This is a genomic window from Microbulbifer maximicatervae (SeqCode) (genome assembly GCF_052467615.1).
The window spans coordinates 2,615,597-2,634,917 of record NZ_CP174319.1 but is presented as its reverse complement, the minus strand read 5'-3'; the positions used below and the strand labels follow the sequence as shown (position 1 = coordinate 2,634,917).

At 52.1% G+C, this 19,321-nt stretch carries 15 protein-coding genes; 11 read left to right on the top strand and 4 right to left on the bottom strand.

Annotated elements, in window-relative coordinates:
* Positions 1 to 75 precede the first annotated feature (75 nt).
* Positions 76 to 1,941, top strand: coding sequence for an ATP-binding cassette domain-containing protein (locus ACJJIM_RS11725; protein WP_444911031.1), 1,866 nt, complete (start codon positions 76 to 78; stop codon positions 1,939 to 1,941).
* Between the two features lie 53 nt (positions 1,942 to 1,994).
* On the opposite strand, the gene ACJJIM_RS11720 is transcribed toward ACJJIM_RS11725, so the two are convergent.
* Entirely contained in the window at positions 1,995 to 2,438 is a 444-nt protein-coding gene (locus tag ACJJIM_RS11720) for a universal stress protein (RefSeq protein ID WP_282932316.1), read from the bottom strand.
* A gap of 145 nt (positions 2,439 to 2,583) precedes the next feature.
* On the opposite strand from ACJJIM_RS11720, the gene ACJJIM_RS11715 reads away from it, so the two are divergent.
* From ACJJIM_RS11715 to ACJJIM_RS11700, 4 genes are all read left to right on the top strand, one after another.
* Complete coding sequence (locus ACJJIM_RS11715; RefSeq protein ID WP_444907928.1) at positions 2,584 to 3,114, top strand: hypothetical protein; 531 nt, start codon at positions 2,584 to 2,586, stop codon at positions 3,112 to 3,114.
* A gap of 207 nt (positions 3,115 to 3,321) precedes the next feature.
* A complete protein-coding gene (gene topA / locus ACJJIM_RS11710) occupies positions 3,322 to 6,009 on the top strand; it encodes a type I DNA topoisomerase (RefSeq protein WP_282932318.1) in 2,688 nt (895 codons plus the stop codon).
* Positions 6,010 to 6,012: 3 nt separating this feature from the next.
* Positions 6,013 to 6,504 (top strand): DUF6586 family protein, encoded by a 492-nt coding sequence (locus tag ACJJIM_RS11705; RefSeq protein ID WP_444911030.1) that lies wholly within the window; start codon positions 6,013 to 6,015, stop codon positions 6,502 to 6,504.
* Positions 6,505 to 6,858: 354 nt separating this feature from the next.
* Positions 6,859 to 7,116 carry a hypothetical protein gene (locus tag ACJJIM_RS11700; protein WP_282932320.1) on the top strand — a complete coding sequence of 86 codons (258 nt, stop codon included), beginning with the start codon at positions 6,859 to 6,861 and terminating at the stop codon, positions 7,114 to 7,116.
* Between the two features lie 63 nt (positions 7,117 to 7,179).
* Here ACJJIM_RS11700 and lexA read toward each other — a convergent pair whose 3' ends face one another.
* Positions 7,180 to 7,785, bottom strand: coding sequence for a transcriptional repressor LexA (gene lexA, locus ACJJIM_RS11695; RefSeq protein ID WP_444893501.1), 606 nt, complete (start codon positions 7,783 to 7,785; stop codon positions 7,180 to 7,182).
* A 160-nt stretch (positions 7,786 to 7,945) separates the two neighbouring features.
* Between lexA and ACJJIM_RS11690 the strand changes: the two genes are divergently transcribed.
* The 5 genes from ACJJIM_RS11690 (at position 7,946) to ACJJIM_RS11670 (ending at position 12,251) form a co-directional block, all read left to right on the top strand.
* Complete coding sequence (locus ACJJIM_RS11690) at positions 7,946 to 8,584, top strand: LOG family protein (protein WP_282932322.1); 639 nt, start codon at positions 7,946 to 7,948, stop codon at positions 8,582 to 8,584.
* Positions 8,585 to 8,868: 284 nt separating this feature from the next.
* Positions 8,869 to 9,498 (top strand): TetR/AcrR family transcriptional regulator, encoded by a 630-nt coding sequence (locus ACJJIM_RS11685; RefSeq protein WP_282932323.1) that lies wholly within the window; start codon positions 8,869 to 8,871, stop codon positions 9,496 to 9,498.
* 33 nt (positions 9,499 to 9,531) lie between these two features.
* Positions 9,532 to 10,548 (top strand): beta-N-acetylhexosaminidase, encoded by a 1,017-nt coding sequence (gene nagZ, locus ACJJIM_RS11680; RefSeq protein ID WP_413662433.1) that lies wholly within the window; start codon positions 9,532 to 9,534, stop codon positions 10,546 to 10,548.
* Positions 10,549 to 10,629: 81 nt separating this feature from the next.
* Positions 10,630 to 11,736 (top strand): mechanosensitive ion channel family protein, encoded by a 1,107-nt coding sequence (locus ACJJIM_RS11675; protein WP_413662432.1) that lies wholly within the window; start codon positions 10,630 to 10,632, stop codon positions 11,734 to 11,736.
* Between the two features lie 299 nt (positions 11,737 to 12,035).
* Positions 12,036 to 12,251 (top strand): cold-shock protein, encoded by a 216-nt coding sequence (locus ACJJIM_RS11670; RefSeq protein WP_020413094.1) that lies wholly within the window; start codon positions 12,036 to 12,038, stop codon positions 12,249 to 12,251.
* A gap of 514 nt (positions 12,252 to 12,765) precedes the next feature.
* On the opposite strand, the gene ACJJIM_RS11665 is transcribed toward ACJJIM_RS11670, so the two are convergent.
* Together ACJJIM_RS11665 and mfd are read right to left on the bottom strand one after the other, a co-directional pair.
* Positions 12,766 to 13,761: a CsiV family protein gene (locus ACJJIM_RS11665; protein ID WP_413662431.1), complete on the bottom strand. Its 996-nt coding sequence runs from the start codon at positions 13,759 to 13,761 to the stop codon at positions 12,766 to 12,768.
* 123 nt (positions 13,762 to 13,884) lie between these two features.
* Entirely contained in the window at positions 13,885 to 17,364 is a 3,480-nt protein-coding gene (gene mfd, locus ACJJIM_RS11660; RefSeq protein ID WP_444911029.1) for a transcription-repair coupling factor, read from the bottom strand.
* Between the two features lie 304 nt (positions 17,365 to 17,668).
* Here mfd and ACJJIM_RS11655 point away from each other — a divergent pair, with 304 nt between their 5' ends.
* Positions 17,669 to 19,129: a glyceraldehyde-3-phosphate dehydrogenase gene (locus tag ACJJIM_RS11655; RefSeq protein WP_444913392.1), complete on the top strand. Its 1,461-nt coding sequence runs from the start codon at positions 17,669 to 17,671 to the stop codon at positions 19,127 to 19,129.
* Positions 19,130 to 19,321: the final 192 nt, after the last annotated feature.

Below are 19,321 nucleotides of genomic sequence, written 5' to 3'. Positions count from 1 at the left end.
GAACCCGAAAGAGCCGACTTCGCTTCTTTCATCAGCGGGATTGAGGTTCGGGTTTGATAATTGTAGTGCCTATTTATGTTGCTTCTATTGGATGGGGTCAGTCTTCGTTACGGGACCCAGGTACTGGCAGACAATGTCAGCGCAAAAGTTGAGCGTGGAGATCGTATATGCCTTGTGGGGCGTAATGGGGAGGGGAAATCCAGCCTGTTGCGCTTGATAGCGGGGCAAGTTGACGCGGATAGCGGTGAGATTGTTCGTGCCAGCGGTATGGTTCAAGCGGTTTTGGAGCAGGAGTTACCTGCCGATTGCCCCGATTCTGTCTACGGATATGTGGCTATGGGATTGGGCGAAATAGGCGCTGTTTTGTCGGCGTACAGGGACTCCCCCACAGCAGAGCTACAAGCCAAAATCGAAGCGGCTCACGGTTGGGAGCTGCTGCCGAAAGTGGACAGTGTATTAGATCGTTTGGGGCTCGATGCAGACGAAAAGGTTGCCGACCTTTCCGGTGGCTGGCAGCGCCGTGCTGCTCTGGCTCGCGCTTTGGTGGTGGAGCCTGATCTGCTGATACTGGATGAGCCAACCAACCACCTGGATATTGCTGCAGTCGAATGGCTTGAGAATTTCCTCGCCAGCTATCGTGGCGCTCTTTTGTTTGTGAGCCATGATCGTGCATTGGCACAACGTTTGGCCACCAGCGTATGGGATTTGGATCGTGGACACCTGCGGACATTTCGCTGCAAGTTCGACCGTTACCAGGAAGAAAAAGAGAAGCTTCTTGAAGAAGAGGCAAAGAATGAAGCTCTTTTCGACAAGAAGTTGGCACAGGAAGAGGCCTGGATTCGCCAGGGCATCAAGGCTCGCCGAACCCGTAATGAGGGGCGGGTAAGAGCGCTTCAAGCACTGCGTCGCCAAAGGGAAGCGCGCCGGTCCCAGCAGGGTATAGCCAAGATGGCCCTGGATAGCGGTGAGATGTCCGGCAAATTGGTCGCTGAGTTGAAGGGCGTCACTTTTGCTTACCCCGATGAGCAAGCGTTGATTAGGGATTTATCATTCACGCTGATGCGTGGAGACCGCGTTGGCCTAATAGGCCCCAATGGTGTCGGCAAAAGTACCCTGATTAAATTGCTGCTGGGAGAGCTAAAGTCCCAGAGGGGGAGTGTGCGCCTGGGTACCAAGCAGCAAGTGGCCTATTTCGATCAGCGCCGGGATCAGCTGAATCCCGATTTGACTGTGCTAGATAATGTCGCCGAAGGGCGCGACTCAGTGACTATTGGTGGAAAAAACCGCCACGTAATGTCTTATTTGGCCGATTTTCTTTTTAGTGGTGTTAAAGCCCGTACTAAAGTCAGCGCCTTGAGTGGTGGAGAGCGAAATCGCGCCTTGCTGGCAAAATTGTTTAGCCAGCCCGCCAATATTTTGGTGCTTGACGAGCCCACCAATGACCTGGATGTAGAAACCCTGGAGCTGCTTGAACAGTTACTCCTGGACTTTGGCGGAACGGTTCTGCTGGTGAGCCATGACCGTGCTTTCCTGGATAATGTGGTGGGCTCATGCCTCGCATTTGAGGGGGATGGCCGCATCCGTGAATACGTGGGTGGTTATGGGGATTTTGTGCGCCAAGGTGGCAGCTTTGTCGCTGAGCTGAAAGAAGTTAAGCCAGCTGCTAGTAAACCAAAGGAAAAGCCCCAGTCCCAGGAGGCGGCTCCGGCGAAGAAAAAGAAACTGAGCTATAAGCTTCAAAGAGAGCTGGATAGCCTGCCCGCCTTGATTGAGTCTTTGGAAGAAGAGATAGGGGCTATTGAGCAAGAGGTTGCCGACCCCAGTTTTTATCAGCAGGAGCAGGCGTTGGTGCAGGCTAAGCTGAACACCCTGACGGAAAGACAAGCCCAGCTCGAAGAGGCATTTGAACGCTGGTCAGAGCTGGAGGGGGGAGACGACTAAGTTGAAGGGGAAGCTGCAATTATTGCTGCTTCCCCCTCCCCAATTTTGAAGGATTATTCGTCTTCCATATGTACCCGAATCGCCAGAACATCGCATTTGGCGCCATGGAGAACGCCGTTGGCGGTAGAGCCGAGTAGTAGTGCTAAGCCGTGACGACCGTGGCTGCCAATAATGATTAAGTCAGCTTCGATATCTTTGGCTAAGCGATGAATCTCAGTAGATGGCTGGCCGAGTATTACGTGTTGGCGATCTGCGGGGATATCCAGCCGATCGGCGGCTTTTTGCAATTGCTCCTTGGCCTGGGATTGTAGTTGGTCCTGTACCTCGGAGAGGTCCATTGGGATGTCGCCGCCATAGGCAAAAGTCAGGGGCTCAATGGCGTGAAGTAAGCTTAGCTCTGCACCAAATGCTTCAGCCATATCAGCGGCCCTATCAAGCACCTGAGAAGATTCTTTTGACAGGTCCAAGCCCACGAGGATGTGTCGGTATTTCGCCATAATTTACCTGCTCCTATCCCTTTTATTGACTGTGAAAAACACCCTTGTGACACCTATTTTGAGTCTACCGCAAAAAAAACCGATTGACATAGATCACGCGGAACACCGCACAATAGTCACTTTTTTCCACTGATGAGGAGTGGTTATGTCTGATTGGTTGCCGGTGATTATCGTCGGATTTGCCATCGCTTTGGTGCTGGGGCCGGTGATGTGGCTCAAGCCCAATGCCCGTGACAGCCGTCTTGCAGATTTGCGTAGCCGGGCGGCCCAGGCTGGCATTACCGTACAAATCCAAGCGCTGCCTGCGGCGTTGGGTGATGGGACTGCGGCTGTCTATTATCACCGCTGGCAGAACCGCAAAGGCCTGAGTGTGGGGTGGGTTTTGGATAAACAACGGATTGAGCACGAACTGAATTTTTCCGGTGTTTGGGATTGGGCTGATGGCCAGCCAGCTCCGCAAGGGGCATGGAAATATTTGCGCGAGCTACTGGAGAGAATCCCTCGGGACGCCTGTGCGATTACTGCAACACCAGTGGGGCTCGGTATTCAGTGGCCGGAGTCAGGAGGCAATCAAGCCTTCCAGAAACTGATGGCGTCGCTCGATGAGTACACCCCCTTAATAGAAGAAGCTATTCGAAAAGTGAGTTCACGCGCGGCGACTGAGGGGCTGTCTTGATTGCCGTATTAGCGGTGTAAAAGAGCGTCTACTGAGTCGCATTTAGGCGGACTGCCCAGTGCCAAATTTGGTGACTGTGAGTGGAAAATTGTCAGCTTTGCTTGACCGCGCTTGAAGTGAGGCTTATATATTCGCGCAGCACAAGCCCGATAAGAGGGCTTGAAAGACTTGCAATAGCAGTAAATTTTCATTTGAAATCAAAGGCTTATGGGTAAATCACTGGTCATCGTCGAATCACCGGCCAAAGCGAAAACCATCAATAAATATCTCGGCAAGGACTTTGTTGTGAAGTCCAGTGTCGGCCATATTCGCGATTTGCCCACAGGTGGGGGCAATAAACAACCGGTTGACGCAAAGGAGCGCGCCCGTCGTGCAGCGGAAACACGCAAGCTTTCCCCCGAGGCGAAAGAGGCTTACAAGCGGAAGAAAAACCGCGATCAGCTGATTAAGCGTATGGGGATCGACCCGGATCACGAGTGGCAAGCCCACTACGAGATACTGCCGGGTAAAGAGAAAGTGGTGAGTGAGTTACAAAAACTCGCCGAAGGCGCCGATCATATCTATCTCGCAACGGACTTGGATCGCGAGGGAGAGGCAATTGCCTGGCATTTGCGTGAAGCAATTGGTGGCGATAACGATCGCTACCGCCGGGTAGTGTTTAATGAAATTACCAAGTCTGCGATTCAGGAGGCCTTTAAAGATCCCGGCCGTCTGAATATTAATCGGGTAAACGCCCAGCAAGCACGCCGTTTCCTCGATCGAATCGTTGGCTATATGGTATCCCCTCTACTGTGGGAAAAAGTGGCCAGAGGCTTGTCTGCGGGGCGTGTGCAATCTGTTGCGGTCCGCCTCGTAGTTGAGCGGGAGCGGGAGATTCGCGCGTTTATCCCGGAAGAGTACTGGACTCTGTTTGCCGATACGGCGACGGCAAAGGCTTCCAAGCTGCGCCTCGAGGTGAAAAAGCAGGCTGGTGAGGCTTTCCGTCCTACCAACGAAGAGCTGGCAATGAGTGCTGCCAAGCAGCTTCAGTCCAGTGAGTTTGTTGTTTCCGCCCGTGACGATAAGCCAACCAGCTCCAAGCCCAGCGCACCATTTATTACTTCCACCTTGCAGCAGGCGGCCAGTAACCGCCTCGGCTTCAGTGTGAAGAAGACCATGACCCTGGCCCAGCGCTTGTATGAAGCCGGTCATATCACCTACATGCGTACAGATTCCACCAATCTCAGTAAAGAGGCTGTGGAATCTGCACGGGATTATATTGCCGAGAATTACGGCGATAAGTATCTTCCAGAAAGCCCCAATAGCTACAGCAGTAAAGAGGGCGCTCAAGAGGCGCACGAAGCGATTCGCCCATCCGATGTTCGTATCGCCCCAAATATGTTGTCCGGTGTTGAGCGGGATGCGGAGAGGTTATACAACCTGATTTGGCAGCAGTTCGTGGCCTGCCAGATGACGCCTGCCCAATTTACCTCCTCTTCAATCGTGGTCAGCGCAGGTGACTTTGAATTGCGTGCGCGGGGTCGAGTAATTCGTTTCGATGGTTTCCTGAAAGTTGCGCCACCGAGCGGCAAAAAAGATGAAGATCTGGTGCTTCCAGATGTGAAGGTAGGCGAAAAGCTATCCCTGCAACAGCTGGATCCCAAGCAGCACTTTACCAAGCCGCCTGCGCGGTTTAGTGAAGCGGCCCTGGTTAAGGAACTGGAGAAGCGCGGTATCGGACGCCCCTCCACCTATGCTTCCATTATTTCCACGATCCAGGATCGTGGTTATGTCCGCTTGGAAAACCGTCGTTTTTACGCTGAGAAAATGGGGGATATTGTTACCGACCGTCTCAGCGAAAGTTTCAAGAACCTGATGGACTACGGATTTACCGCAAACCTGGAGGAATCCCTGGATGCGGTTGCCGACGGCGATAAGGGTTGGAAGCAACTGCTCGATGAGTTTTATCAGGACTTTTCCGGGCGCCTGGAAAAAGCCCAGTCTGCCGATGCAGGTATGCGTCGCAATACGCCGACAGACACGGATATCGAGTGCACCAAATGTGGCCGCCATATGCAGATCCGCACTGGCTCCACCGGTGTATTTCTGGGGTGCTCTGGATATGCACTGCCGCCAAAAGAGCGTTGTACCAATACCATGAACCTGGTTTCTGGTGATGAGGCGGTCGATGCGGATAAGGACGAGGAAGCTGAATCCAGGTTGCTGCGGGAGAAGCGCCGCTGCGGCAAGTGCGGCACGGCTATGGATAGCTACCTGTTAGATGAGCAGCGTAAATTGCATATCTGTGGCAATAACCCGGATTGCAATGGCTACGAGATTGAGCAGGGCACTTTTAAAATTAAAGGCTATGACGGCCCCATTATTGAGTGCGATAAGTGTGGCAGTGATATGCAGTTGAAGTCTGGTCGCTTTGGCAAGTACTTCGGCTGTACCAATGAAGACTGTAAAAACACCCGCAAGCTGCTGAAAAATGGGCAGCCGGCGCCACCGAAAATGGATCCGGTTCCCATGCCGGAATTGGCCTGTATCAAAGTGGAGGATCACTATATCCTACGCGATGGTGCCTCGGGTCTATTCCTGGCTGCCAGCCAGTTCCCGAAAAACCGTGAGACCCGTGCGCCCCTGGTTAAAGAGCTGCTGCCTCACCAGAGTGAGATCGATCCAAAATACAGCTTCCTATTCTCTGCACCGACTCAAGATGACAGTGGGCGGGATACCGTAGTTCGATTTAGCCGCAAAACCCAGGAGCAATATGTTCAATCTGAGGAAGAGGGCAAGGCGACCGGTTGGCGTGCTTTTTATCGCGATGGTGGTTGGAAAGTAGAGGCCTCCACCAAGAGCACTGCTGCCAAGCGCAAGAAACCGGCAGCTAAAAAGACAGCGGCAAAGAAGTAGGTAATGAGTAACTCTTACACGATTCATGTCACTTCGGCTCTACGCAAGAGCCAGCTGTTGCTGCAACAGCCGTGGGACTTGCCTCTCCAGCGCGATGCGCTGGAAGAGGCAGCGTTGATGCAGTTGTGCAAGGCCTATCGGGCTTTTCTTGCAGAGCAGGCCGCCCAGCTTCAGCTGGGATTTGAACCGGAGTCTCCGCAGTTGATCATTGATGCGCTGGGCGTTCAGGGTAGGGCTAGTGCGGAGGCCAATGAGCTGTCCGGCCTGGTCGGCGATCCGCAGAGTTGGTTATCCCATATGCTTTACGCCTGGGAAGAGCAGCAGAAAATATCTGTGGGTGCTGATGAAAAACAGCAACAGGTTAATTTAATCCCGCTACACAACGAAGTTGCCAAGCCCGAGTTTGCACCTTTGTCCAAAGAGTTATTGCTTCAGTGGCATCGTTCTCTGAGTGAGTTGGTGGTGAGGCAGCGCGCTCACTTGGATGAGTGTTAACTAATACGCTTACTCGACCTCGGTGAACTTCTGAATAGATTCGTAATATTCCTGCGAATTTTGAAGGTTGTTGATATTAGGCGCACCTCTGCGGGAAAGTCCGCTGTCCTTTGAGTGAGTCACAATAGAGTAGTTGTGGCCCACTCGACATAACCCGCAACCGGTGCAACGTGCAAAGCAATTCACTTTTCTCTTGTGATCTCTTGAGTGGTTTAGGTAATTCTTTGATATAGCGTACTGGTAATAGACTGCCTCGAAAGTCAGGAGCCAGAAGCCCTCAAATTGGATGAATGAAACTTATCGCAAGCCTGTGGTACACTGGGCGCAAACTGTTGTGCCGTGAAGGAAAAGCGAATGTCCTCCGAAACTTTTGAAATAATCGAGCTGGCTAATGGCGATGTAGCTTTGCGTCGTGCTGGCCATAAAGAGGACCCTTTGGTAAGCATTTCTTTTTCTGCAGAAAGCCTTCAGTTTCTGCGCAAGAACAAGGTTGCTGTGGCAAGGGCTATGTTGGAAGCGGGCATTGAAGCCGTACAAAATCTAGACGATCTTGAGGCTGGTTACTTCGAGGAAGAAGACGATTTAATGCCGGTAAATCATACTATTCACTAACATCAGCGTTAGTTCGAGTCTTATCAACAGCGGCCAATGGCCGCTGTTGTCGTTTTTAGGGGCTTAAGGCGTTTGGCGAATAACCCCTACGGCTAATCCCTCAATCACAAAGTTCTTATCTCTCATATCGACTTGAATTAACTCAAAGTCATCATTTTCAGGTAGCAACTGAACGGTTGCCTGATTTCCCTTGCGGCGAAAGCGCTTCACAGTGACTTCATCATCGATACGGGCAACCACGATTTGGCCATTGCGCACCTGCTCGGTCTTTTGCACTGCCAGCAAGTCTCCATCGAGAATGCCCGCATCTCGCATACTCATACCATGCACCCTCAACAAATAATCTGCGGGAGGATGGAAGAAGCTCGCGGGCAAGTCGCAATAATCTTCAATATGTTCGCTGGCGAGTATGGGATTCCCTGCAGCTACTCTACCCACAATCGGCAAGCCGGATTGGTGATCCGGAATTCGAATGCCTCGGGAAGCGCCGGCAACCATCTCAATGGCGCCTTTTCTGGCGAGCGCTTTCAGGTGTTCCTCGGCGGCATTGGGTGAGCGGAAGCCGAGCTCCTGGGCAATTTCTGCCCGCGTTGGCGGGTAGCCTGTTTCATCCAGGTAGGACTTGATCAGGTCGAGAACCTGGGACTGACGAGCGGTGAGATTGGTCATAGATTTACCTAGTTTTCTGTATTTATATACAGTTGCTGGAATTATATACAGATTTATTGTTCGCGCAATCCTCAGGTTTTAGTCTTTGTGAGCTGCTACATTGATGGAGAAAGCAAGGAGAGAAGAAAGCGTTGAAGGAACTGACAAAGAGGGAAAAATAATGTTGGATGCAAAAATGCCGGAAGCCTGGAGAGTGCTTCGTATTCAGTCTGAATTGGTAGATGGGATAGAGCGGCTGATAGCGTTAGGTGGTGCAGTGACAGTGTTTGGAGGGGCGAGATTTACAGAGGACAGTCCTGAATATCAGCAGGGGGTAAAGTTGGGAGAGTTGCTCGCGGCTGAAGGGATCCCCGTGATTACCGGTGGTGGGCCGGGGCTGATGGAGGCTTGTAACCGAGGGGCTTTCGGGCAGCCCGGCGCATCAATTGGGTTAAACATAGAGCTGCCTTTTGAACAGGCGGCAAATCCATATCAGGACATCAGTTTGAACTTCCGATACTTTTTTGTACGGAAATTTATGTTTGTAAAACACGCACTTGGATTCGTTGGACTTCCCGGTGGCTACGGCACGTTGGATGAGTTGTTTGAAGCTCTTACCTTGGTGCAAACGCAGAAAGTGCGGCGTTTCCCAATTGTGTTGGTAGGTAAGCGTTACTGGAGTGGGCTGTACGATTGGTTGGTAGATACAGTGTTAGAGCGCGATTGTATCGATGCCAGTGATCTAGACCTTTTTCATATCGTTGATAGTGTGGAGGAGGCTGCGGCCCTGATTATGAAATATATGCAGGTGAAAGAATAATTAATCGGGTGATCTTAAAATACCGAAAAAATTTTCAAAGTTATTTTTGTTAAAGCTACCCCCCGGACTAAAAGGCTATGCCGGCTGGTGGGGTGGCGTACTTGCACAAGTTGGCGGGAGATCAACTCCTGCAGTATTGATCTTACCGCCTGACATACATTTCCCTGTTATTTTTACTCTTGTACCTTGCTGAGTGGAGAGCTTAGCTGGCGGGCTCTAGATCAGTGAGAATATGCTACTCTGGCGTCGATTAAACGTATGTTTTAAATGGTGGTTTGATACTTATGAGCCAGATAGATACGGTCAGCCGGATACTCGATGCAGCGGAAGTGCTGTTTGCTGAACGGGGTTTTCCTGAAACCTCATTGAGAACAATTACGAGCACGGCCGGGGTTAATCTGGCGGCAGTTAACTACCATTTCGGCTCCAAGAAAGAATTGATACAGGCGGTATTTGAACGCTTTCTAACGCCTTTCACTAACGCTCTGGAAGAAGAGCTTGATCGCCGTATTGCCCTGGGGCAGCCCCTGGGGGTGGAGGAGCTGATCGAATGCCTGTATCGAGTTGGGTTGGGAAGCCTCGGGTTGGAGGGAAAGGATCCACAGCGATTTATGCGTCTTTTAGGATTGGCCTATACCCAGTTCCAGGGGCATTTGCGTCGATTTATCGTATCTCGATACGGGGATACTTACCGTCGTTTTGCAGGATTGCTGGCTGAAGCGTTACCGGGCTTGGACCCAGAAACTTTCTATTGGCGCCTCTACTTTATGCTGGGAGCGACCATTTTCACACTGTCGAGCCACGATGCGATTGAGGCTATCCTGCGGGAGGATTTCGGTTCTGACAGTACCCTGACCCAGACTCTTGAGCGATTGGTACCCGCTGCTTCGGCCATGTTGAAGGTAGATAATTAGTGGGCGCACTCTTAAATCGATAAGGAACTTAATATGTCTTTACCACCCGGACCGGTCATGGTGGATATCGAGGGGCTTGAACTCACCGAGGAAGACTGTGAGTTACTTCGGCATCCGATGGTGGGCGGGCTGATCTTTTTTGCGAGAAACTATCGGGATCGCAAGCAGCTTATCCAATTGGTTAACTCCATCCGTGCGGTGCGACCAGAGATCCTGCTGGCGGTAGATCAGGAGGGTGGTAGGGTTCAGCGGTTTCGCGATGACTTTACGCGAATACCCTCAATGCAGGCCCTCAGTGCTGTCGCCAGTAACGAGCAGTTGCAGGATGTGGGGTGGCTGCTGGCCGCAGAGTTGCTGGCTGTAGGAGTGGATTTTAGCTTTGCGCCGGTTTTGGATGCGGATGACAGTCACAGCAGGGTGATCGGCGATCGGAGTTTTTGCCCCGACCCCGCCCAGTTAACCGCACTGGCTCGCCCCTTTATCCAAGGGATGCGCGAAGCGGGAATGGCCACGACAGGCAAGCATTTTCCGGGGCATGGCCACGTGCTGGAAGACAGTCATGTGGAGTTGCCAGAGGATAAGCGCTCGTTGGATCAGGTCATGGCAACCGATGCACTTCCGTTTATCGATTGTATTGGAACCCAGGAACTTACCGCGGTGATGCCGGCCCATATCCGCTTCATCAACATTGATAGCCAGCCGGTGGGATTCTCCCGCTATTGGCTGCAGGATGTATTGCGGCGACAGCTGGGATTCAATGGAGTGATTTTTAGTGATGATCTGTCTATGGAAGGGGCGGGTGCGGCCGGAGGCTATGGCGATAGGATTCGCGCAGCCCTGGAAGCCGGTTGTGATATGGGTATCGTATGCAACAATCGTGTCGGCGCTTTTGAGGCGCTGGCGGCACTGGATACCTTTGTGCCCAAACCGGAGTCCACTCATCGGTTGTCGGCTATGGGTGGCAGGCCGGTGATCGGCTCCTGGGAGGAGCTTGAGAAGAGTGCGCGGTGGCACAGAACCAGGGAGTGGTTAGCTTCCATAATGCGCTGAAATAAGTTGTTGAGATCCGTCGTCTATTGAGAAGGCGTTGTACGGATATTACTGATTGTTGGTTAAAGCGGAGGGGTTCGAGTGGAGTCCGTTGAGAGCGTGCTGTTGTCCTGGCTTGGTGAGAACCGGGTCTGGATAGTTTCTGTTTTCCTCATAGTACTTGCGTCTGGGGTGTTGGCCTGGTTATTTGGCCGGTTTGTGCAGCGCATGGCCATTAAGGCGGAAAAGACGGTTAACCCCTGGGATGATGCCTTGGTTGGGGCGCTCTCCCCTCCCGGGCAGGTATTGGTATGGCTGTTGGGCTTGACTGTCGCTGCCCAGCGAGCGGGGGACGCCACTGGTGCCGAGATATTCTCCCTGGCTGCACCGACGCGGGAAATAGGCTTGATCCTGGTGATGGCTTGGTTTGCCTGGCGATTCTCACACAGCGTGGAACATAACCTGTGCGATCCGCGCTATATGGGCAAGCCGATGGATGCCACTACGGTACGTGCGATCGGCAAACTGGTCAGGGCCTCAATCGTGATCACGGCGGGAATTGTGGTCATGCAGTTCCTGGGTTACAGCGTCAGCGGTGTTTTGGCATTTGGTGGTATTGGCGGACTGGCTGTCGGTTTTGCGGCCAAGGACCTGCTGGCAAACTTTTTCGGTGGCCTGATGATCTATCTGGATCGGCCCTTTGCGGTGGGCGACTGGATTCGCTCCCCCGATAAGGAGATTGAGGGGACCGTGGAAGATATCGGTTGGCGCCTGACCAGAATCCGCACTTTTGATATGCGACCCGTCTATGTTCCCAATGGTATCTTCACCCAGATTGCGGTAGAAAATCCTTCCCGTATGTTAAATCGTAGGATTTTTGAAACGATTGGTATTCGTTATGAAGATGCCCACCATATGGCGGCCATCGTGGCGGATGTTAAAAATATGTTACAGGAACATCCGGAAATTGATTCTAATCGTACGCTTATTGTTAATTTTAATAGTTTTGCTTCCTCCTCTTTGGATTTCTTTATATATACGTTTACCCGCACTACCGATTGGGTTCGTTATCATGAAGTAAAACAGGATGTTCTATTAACGATTCTTAAAATAATTGAGGGATATGGGGCATCCTGTGCATTCCCAACCTCAACATTACATATTGCCGATATACCTTCATTAACGCGAGAGGCCGCGTTAGACAGTTGAGGAATGGGAGTGCAATAAGGTACAAATGATTAGTTTCTAATTGAGCACTATTGAAGATTTTGACGGTTAATTACGCATATTGGGAAAAACGTAGTATTTATTTCACATAGAAAACTAGACACTGGCGCTGTTTTATCTAAGAATCAGGGTACGTCCTTTGAGTATATGCTCATCGGATTAAGCAAGATAGCATTCTGCATGGAGCAGTTTGTTAACAATGGGGTGGCGTTTGCCCCTCTTGCCGAATTGAGCAGTGAGGTAAAAGAGGTAGGCGCAATAACAATAATGAGGTTTTCTCAATGAGTGATCGCGTTACAGGTACAGTGAAGTGGTTTAATAACGCACGGGGTTATGGCTTCATCACCTGTGGAGAAGGAACTGAAGATATTTTCGTTCACTATCGCAGCATTCGCGGCGAGGGCTACAAAACCCTTAATGAGGGGCAGGCGGTAGAGTTCGAAATGCAACAAGGTGACAAAGGACTGCTGGCGGAAGATGTTGTTCCCTGTGAGTGATTTATAGATCACTCGTTGAAAGAACTGTTGTCGTGTAGGGTCCTGCGGCTCGATTGACGCCGGCCCTGTCAGCGCCTCTGAAAAGCGGATCTTTATGATCCGCTTTTTTGTTTGCTACTTTGCAGTGGATATAGGCTTTTCTTCTTTAAGTTGCATTTGTGTCCCTCTTTGTAGATTTGGTCATATCCCACCCCACCTAAAGTCCCCAATGTAATTGTGTGTATATGAGTGAGTTTATTGTGCTCAATACCGCTGTGCTAATTATTATTTTAATACTTCCGGAATATTGGCCCACTGATTGCAATTTTATGTTGTTGTGGGGTGGCGGTATTTGCTTGTTTGCTGGCAGTATTTTGATTAAAGATAAATTGATTAAATATCGGCTGGGTGGGGTGTGCTTGCAGTGATGGTGAAATTAATTCGTTTGAGGTGAAGAGTTTTAAAGGTATATTTAAAATAATCGCCCCTGCAAGATTTGCAGGGGCGATTGGCGAAAGTCGATTATTTAAATAAATTAACTTTCTGTGCGGTTATCTTTTTCTTGGTCGGAATTAAGTATATTCATATTTTGCGAGTCTTCTTTGGGTTTGGCTACAGTGCGCACTTCAATAAGAATGCCAAATGCAGGGTGGTCGATATAATGAAGTTGTCCGCTACGCAAACGTCTCTCGTGTTGCAGTCTTGCAGCATGGGCTACATATAATGGCTCTTCTTTTATAAATTCCGGCTCGCCCAGTGTGAGTGGCTCAGTTGTGTTAATTGCGCCCTGACTATTTTCGATATCAAACCCGTTATTTTGTGAATATGAATTTTCAATATCACTGTAATTGCCGGTTAGGATTTGTAGTGGCTTTTCGATTTTATTTTGTGGGCGCTGAGGAAGAAGAATGCTGTGTTCCCCGGGTTGCGTATAAAAATCGCTGAGCCACAAATTAGTACTGATATGTAAATAGCGAGCGACACTCAGGGTGATAGATCCCTCAAGCTGGCTGTGGCCGCTGAGCTGGCTGCCGCCATCAATCAGAATGGCCGGGGAGTTTCTCTTGGTTTTTAAAACCTGGCGCCAGGCCTTGTGAAACAGGACCCTGTCACCAGCCCTGGAAATTGCGGCGGCTTTGTTGTCCAGCAGCCTGGGTACTGGTCTTAGCAGCAAGTTTCTTGGTGCTTGCTCAGAGTTCTGCAAACTAGTAGATGCGTCGCCCTCAAGTTCCGATGATTCAATATCGGCTGGGCCGCTCGTATCTGGGCTCGAGATGATGTCTTCAAGCGATAACACCTCATCCTCTGTTGGCTGAGTTGGGGTGCGCAGGGTGTCAAAGTCGATCCACTTTGATGGATACTGAAGACGGGGTGCCGTCGGCCAGGTCTCTGCGGTTCTTTCCATCCCCTGGGGGCGCTCGAATACGATCATTTCTATTTCGAAAGTATTGCCAGCGTAGTTGACGGCCTGGGCACTGGTTGCTGCCAGCGTGAGCGCCAGGGTTGAGCAGAGGCTAATTATCCTTTTCATGGGTTTACCACTTAAACAATTCTATTTGGGTGCCGAGGGTGTCATTGCCGACAGGCCGTTTAAGCGGGAGTAGGAGACTCATTAGTTTTGCCGCCAGCTCCCGCTGCTGCCTGCCGGATGGTATCATTGTGCAAGCTTTTCCAGAACTTCGTTAATTTCCTGGAGCTTGCGATCAGTACCCTCCTCATCGAGACTGAAATTCAGTTGGTTTGCGCCGGCCAGCTGGTAGCGTCCCGGCTGGGTTTGCACCATCTTAACCAAAGTGAGCGGATCTACACGGGTATTCTCCGCAAATTCGATACGCCCTCTTGCCGCAGAGGCCTCAAGTTTGCGGATGCCCATATTCTCGGCCTTTAACTTGATCTCCGTGGTGCGGAACAAGTGTTTTACCGATTCCGGCAGTAGCCCGAAACGGTCGATCATCTCTACCTGAAGTTCTTTCAGTTGCTGCCCGTCAGTGGCATTGGCAATGCGTTTGTACATGATCAGTCGGCCGTGGACATCGGGCAGGTAGTCCTCGGGAATCAGCGCAGCAACCCGCAGATTGACGTCCACCGCAGGGGATTCGAGGGGTTCGTCAATATTCGGTGTGCGGCCCTCGCGAATGGCCTTCACTGCCTTGTCGAGCATCTCCATATACAAGTTGAAACCGACACTCTGAATCTGCCCGCTTTGTTCCTCACCTAGCAGTTCGCCTGCACCGCGAATTTCCAGGTCGTGGGTAGCCAGGGTAAAGCCTGCACCTAAATCCTGGGCCTCGCTAATCGCTTCCAGGCGCTTCACGGCGTCATTGGTCATGGAGCGTTTGTTGGGAGTCAGTAGGTAGGCGTAGGCCTGGTGGTGCGAGCGTCCCACGCGACCGCGCAACTGGTGAAGCTGGGCCAGGCCGAACTTGTCTGCGCGCTCGATCAGTATCGTGTTGGCTGTGGGGACGTCGATACCGGTTTCGATAATGGTGGTACAGACCAGGACATTAAAGCGCTTGTGATAGAAGTCACTCATTACCTGTTCCAGCTCCCGTTCGCGCATCTGGCCGTGGCCTATGCCGATACGGGCCTCGGGAATCATCTCCTGTAGCTCCCGCGCGATTCGCTCAATGCTTTTGACTTCGTTGTGCAGGAAATACACCTGACCGCCGCGCAATATCTCCCGCAGGATAGCCTCTTTTACCAGGGCATCATCGCGCTCGCGCACGAAGGTTTTCACGGAGAGACGCCGTGCTGGTGGGGTGGCGATCACCGATAGATCGCGAATACCGGCCATGGCCATATTCAGGGTGCGGGGAATAGGGGTGGCGGTAAGGTTGAGGATATCCACCTCGGAGCGCAGGCTCTTCAGACGCTCCTTCTGCCGGACGCCAAAGCGGTGCTCTTCGTCGATAATCAGCAGGCCGAGATTTTTAAAGTCCAGATCGCTTTGCAACAGCTTGTGGGTGCCAACCAGGATGTCCACCTTGCCACTGGCAACCTTCTCTTTCACGCTGTCCACTTCCTTGCCGGACCGGAAGCGGGAGATCACCTCGATATTGATCGGCCAATCGGCAAAGCGATCCTGGAAGGATTGATAGTGTTGCTGGGCCAACAGGGTGGTGGGAACCAGCATGGCCACTTGCATACCTGCGTGGGCCGAGACAAATGCAGCTCGCATGGCCACTTCTGTCTTGCCGAATCCCACGTCACCGCAAACCAGTCGGTCCATCGGCTTATCTGAGAGCATATCCCCCAGAACTGCCTCGATGGCTTGTTGTTGATCTGGAGTTTCCTCGAAGGGGAAACCTGCGGAAAATTCTCGGTAGGCCAATTGAGGGTTATCGAAGGCATGGCCAATACGGGCTTCGCGGCGGGCGTAGATATCCAGCAGCTCTGCAGCTGCATCGCGGACTTTCTCGGCGGCTTTGCGTTTGGCTTTTTGCCACTGTTCACTGCCCATTCTGTGCAGTGGGGCCAGGGCTTCATCGGCACCGGAGTAGCGGCTGATCAAGTGCAGGCTGGCTACCGGTACGTAGAGCTTGGCATCGTCGGCATATTCAAGGGTCAGGAATTCTGCCGGTTGCCCGTCGATCTCTAGGTGCTGTAGGCCGCGATAACGACCTACGCCGTGATCAATGTGAACGACGGGAGTGCCCATGCGCAGTTCAGCCAGGTTTTTAACCGCGTTGTCCGCTTCATCTTTGGCTTTTTTACGGCGGCGTTGTTGCAGTACCCGTTCACCAAATAACTGCGGTTCCGCGATCAAGTTGATTTGCGGGTCCTCAAGCAGCAGCCCTTGATCGATGGGGGCTACGGTAATCCCGATAGTGTCCTTTGCGGCGAGGAAGTCCTGCCAACTTTGGAAGCTGGGAGGGCTGAGCCGTATGCCCTTTAATAGCTCCAGCAGTGCCTCGCGGCGCCCGCTACTTTCAGCACAAAAAAGCACCCGACCGGAGTATTCCATCAGGTAGCTTTCCAGTGCAGCCAGGGGTTGTTCGGACTTGCCATCTACTGGCAGTGAGGGGGGGGCGGAAGTGTCAAAATTACAGTTGCCCTGGGCTTCCGGAAGACTCTCCGCAGAGAAGATTGCCCGGGGCATGGACTTTAGGGCACCGTTAAGCTCATCAATTTCCAGTAAAATCTGGCGCGGTGGCAATATGGGACGGGTCAGGTCGCCGCGACGACTTTCATAGCGGTTGCTGACTTCGCGCCAGAAATTGTCCAGCGGCTGTTGGATATCTCCCTGTAAAAATGCCTGGCTGCCCTCGGGCAGATAGTCGAACAGGCTTGAGCAGTTGCCATCGAAGAACAGGGGCAGGTAGTACTCAATGCCCGCCGGGGCAATTCCTGCACTGATATCCTGGTAAATTGGCACTTGGCTGGGATCGCTATCGAATTCACCGTGCCAATTTTGCAGGAATCCTGATAGGGCAGCCTTGTGCAAAGGGAATTCCCGCGCAGGTAAAAGGTGAATGGTTTTCACCTTGTCGATGGTGCGTTGGGTTTCCGGGTCAAAGGTGCGCAGGGATTCAATTTCATCGTCGAACAGATCGATGCGGTAGGGCAGGGGGCTGCCCATTGGGAAAATATCCATCAGTGAGCCGCGCACAGCGAATTCGCCGTGTTCGTAGACGGTGTCTACGCAGTGGTAGCCGGCCTGCTCCAGCAGTCTCCGCTGGATATCGATATCAAACTGCTGCCCCTCCTCCAATATCAGCGCATTGCCGGCAATATAATTGCAGGGTGGTAGCCGGTGCATCAGGGTGCTGACTGGGATTATGACGATCCCGGCCCCCATTTTCGGCAGCTGGTAAAGGGTGGCGAGGCGATCCGAGATGATGTCCTGGTGGGGAGAGAAGGTGTCGTAGGGGAGAATTTCCCAGTCGGGAAAATGGAAAATTTCCAGCTCCCCGTTTTCCCCCTTATCTCGCCGCGCTTTGTTAAAAAATTTCAATTGCACCTCTAAACGGTGCGCTTCGAGACTGTCCTTTGTGATTAACAGGGTGGGCGCTTTGTTATTGCGTGCCGCGTTGAGGATGGCGAGCGCGGCAGCTGCGCCATGCAGTTGTCCCCAAAATTGTCGGTCACTGGAGGAGCGAAACTTCGGTGGGGTCAGGGGCTGTATTTCTGTCATCTTTCCTTATATATCCGCGCATTCATTCGAGATGTCTTCGAGGTCGGCTATTGTAGCCGCGAACAGTTTTGCTTGCAGGGAATGTTAACCCTGCCTGTGTTTCCAGTCGGGAACAACTACGCTTTTTTATGGATTGCGCAATGTCGCTCGGGTGGACTACAAAAAGGTAGTTTTACTACATTTTTTTGGCTCTTTTTTGCTCAGTTGCGCAGTGTAAAGCGAACACTATAATGCGCAGCCATGCGGTCGTGAGTGGTTTCAAGGCCGTATTTCTTGCCTACTAAATACATTGCAGAGGTGTCCGATAGTGACTCAGAAGCGACCGAAGCCCGCGGACTTTTTCAAGGACTGGAAACAGCGTGAAGCACTGGCTGAATCCATGATCCCGATGATTGGAAAGCTCAACCGTGAGAGCAACGTCGGTATTTATATGTACGGCCGCAACCTGGTTAATCGCTCAGTTCTGAGCATTATGAAAGCGCACCGTTTCGTGCGTCAGGTTGAGGAAAATGAACTCTCCGAGTTTGAAACCTTCCCTGTATTGGAAGCCATCTGCAAGATGGAGCTGGGTCCCGTACATATCGACCTGGGAACCATGACCAACAAGTACATGCGCGACGATCGCGGCTTGTCTGTGGACGAGTTTGTACGTGAAGAGCTGTCCGACGCAGCGGGTGCCGGCAAGCCTCTGCCCGAATCCAAAGATGTTGTGATCTACGGTTTTGGTCGTATCGGCCGTCTGGTTGCCCGCCTGCTAATCGACAAGGCTGGTAGTGGTGATGTTCTGCGTCTGCGCGCTATCGTACTGCGCAAGGGCAAGGCCCCTAACGATCTGGTGAAGCGCGCTTCTCTGCTGCGTCGCGACTCCGTACATGGCGCCTTCCAGGGCACTATCCGTGTGGACGAGGAGACCAACTCCCTGATCTGTAACGGTAATGAAATCAAGATCATCTACGCCAACTCCCCCCAGGAAGTGGATTACACCCAGCACGGTATCAACGATGCGATTATCGTTGACAGCACCGGTGTATGGCGCGATGAAGAAGGTCTGAGCCAGCACCTGCAGAGCCCAGGCGCTTCCAAGGTGCTGCTGACTGCACCGGGCAAGGGCGATATCAAGAATGTTGTTTACGGTATCAACAGCAGCGATATCAAGCCGGAAGACAAGGTACTGTCCGCTGCTTCCTGTACCACTAACGCCATCGTACCTGTCCTGAAGGCGATGATGGATGGCTACGGCGTTGAGCACGGCCACGTAGAAACCGTACACGCCTACACCAACGACCAGAACCTGATCGACAACTACCACAAAGGTGAGCGTCGCGGTCGCGCAGCAGCGCTGAATATGGTTCTGACTGAAACCGGTGCTGCCAAGGCGGTTGCCAAAGCGCTGCCCGAGCTGAAAGGTAAGCTCACCGGCAACGCAATTCGCGTTCCGACTCCTAATGTTTCCATGGCGATCCTTAACCTGAACCTGGGTAAAGAGACCACCAAGGAAGAGCTGAACGAATACATGCGCGATGTGGCACTGCACTCGCCGCTGCGTCAGCAGATCGATTTCACCAACTCCCCGGAAGTGGTGTCCAGCGATTTTGTTGGCTCCCGCGTTGCCTGCGTATTCGATTCCACTGCGACTATCGTGGATGGCAAGAACGCTGTGCTTTACTGCTGGTACGACAACGAGTTCGGCTATAGCTGTCAGGTAGTTCGCTGCCTGGAAGATATGGCTGGTGTTCGTTACAAGTTGTTCCCGCAAGAGGACTAAGGCGTCACGCCTCCTCGCCGCAGTCGGTACCCAGATCCGACTGCGGGGTTTCGGCGACTGTTCCAGTCGCCGCACCATATCTCCCCAAATCCCTGTTTTTTCAACAGAAATTTCCAATCTTAGTGCCACTTAAAGACTTTCCAGACTGGTAATGACTCTGGCCCATCTTTATAATGCGCGCGATTTTGCGGG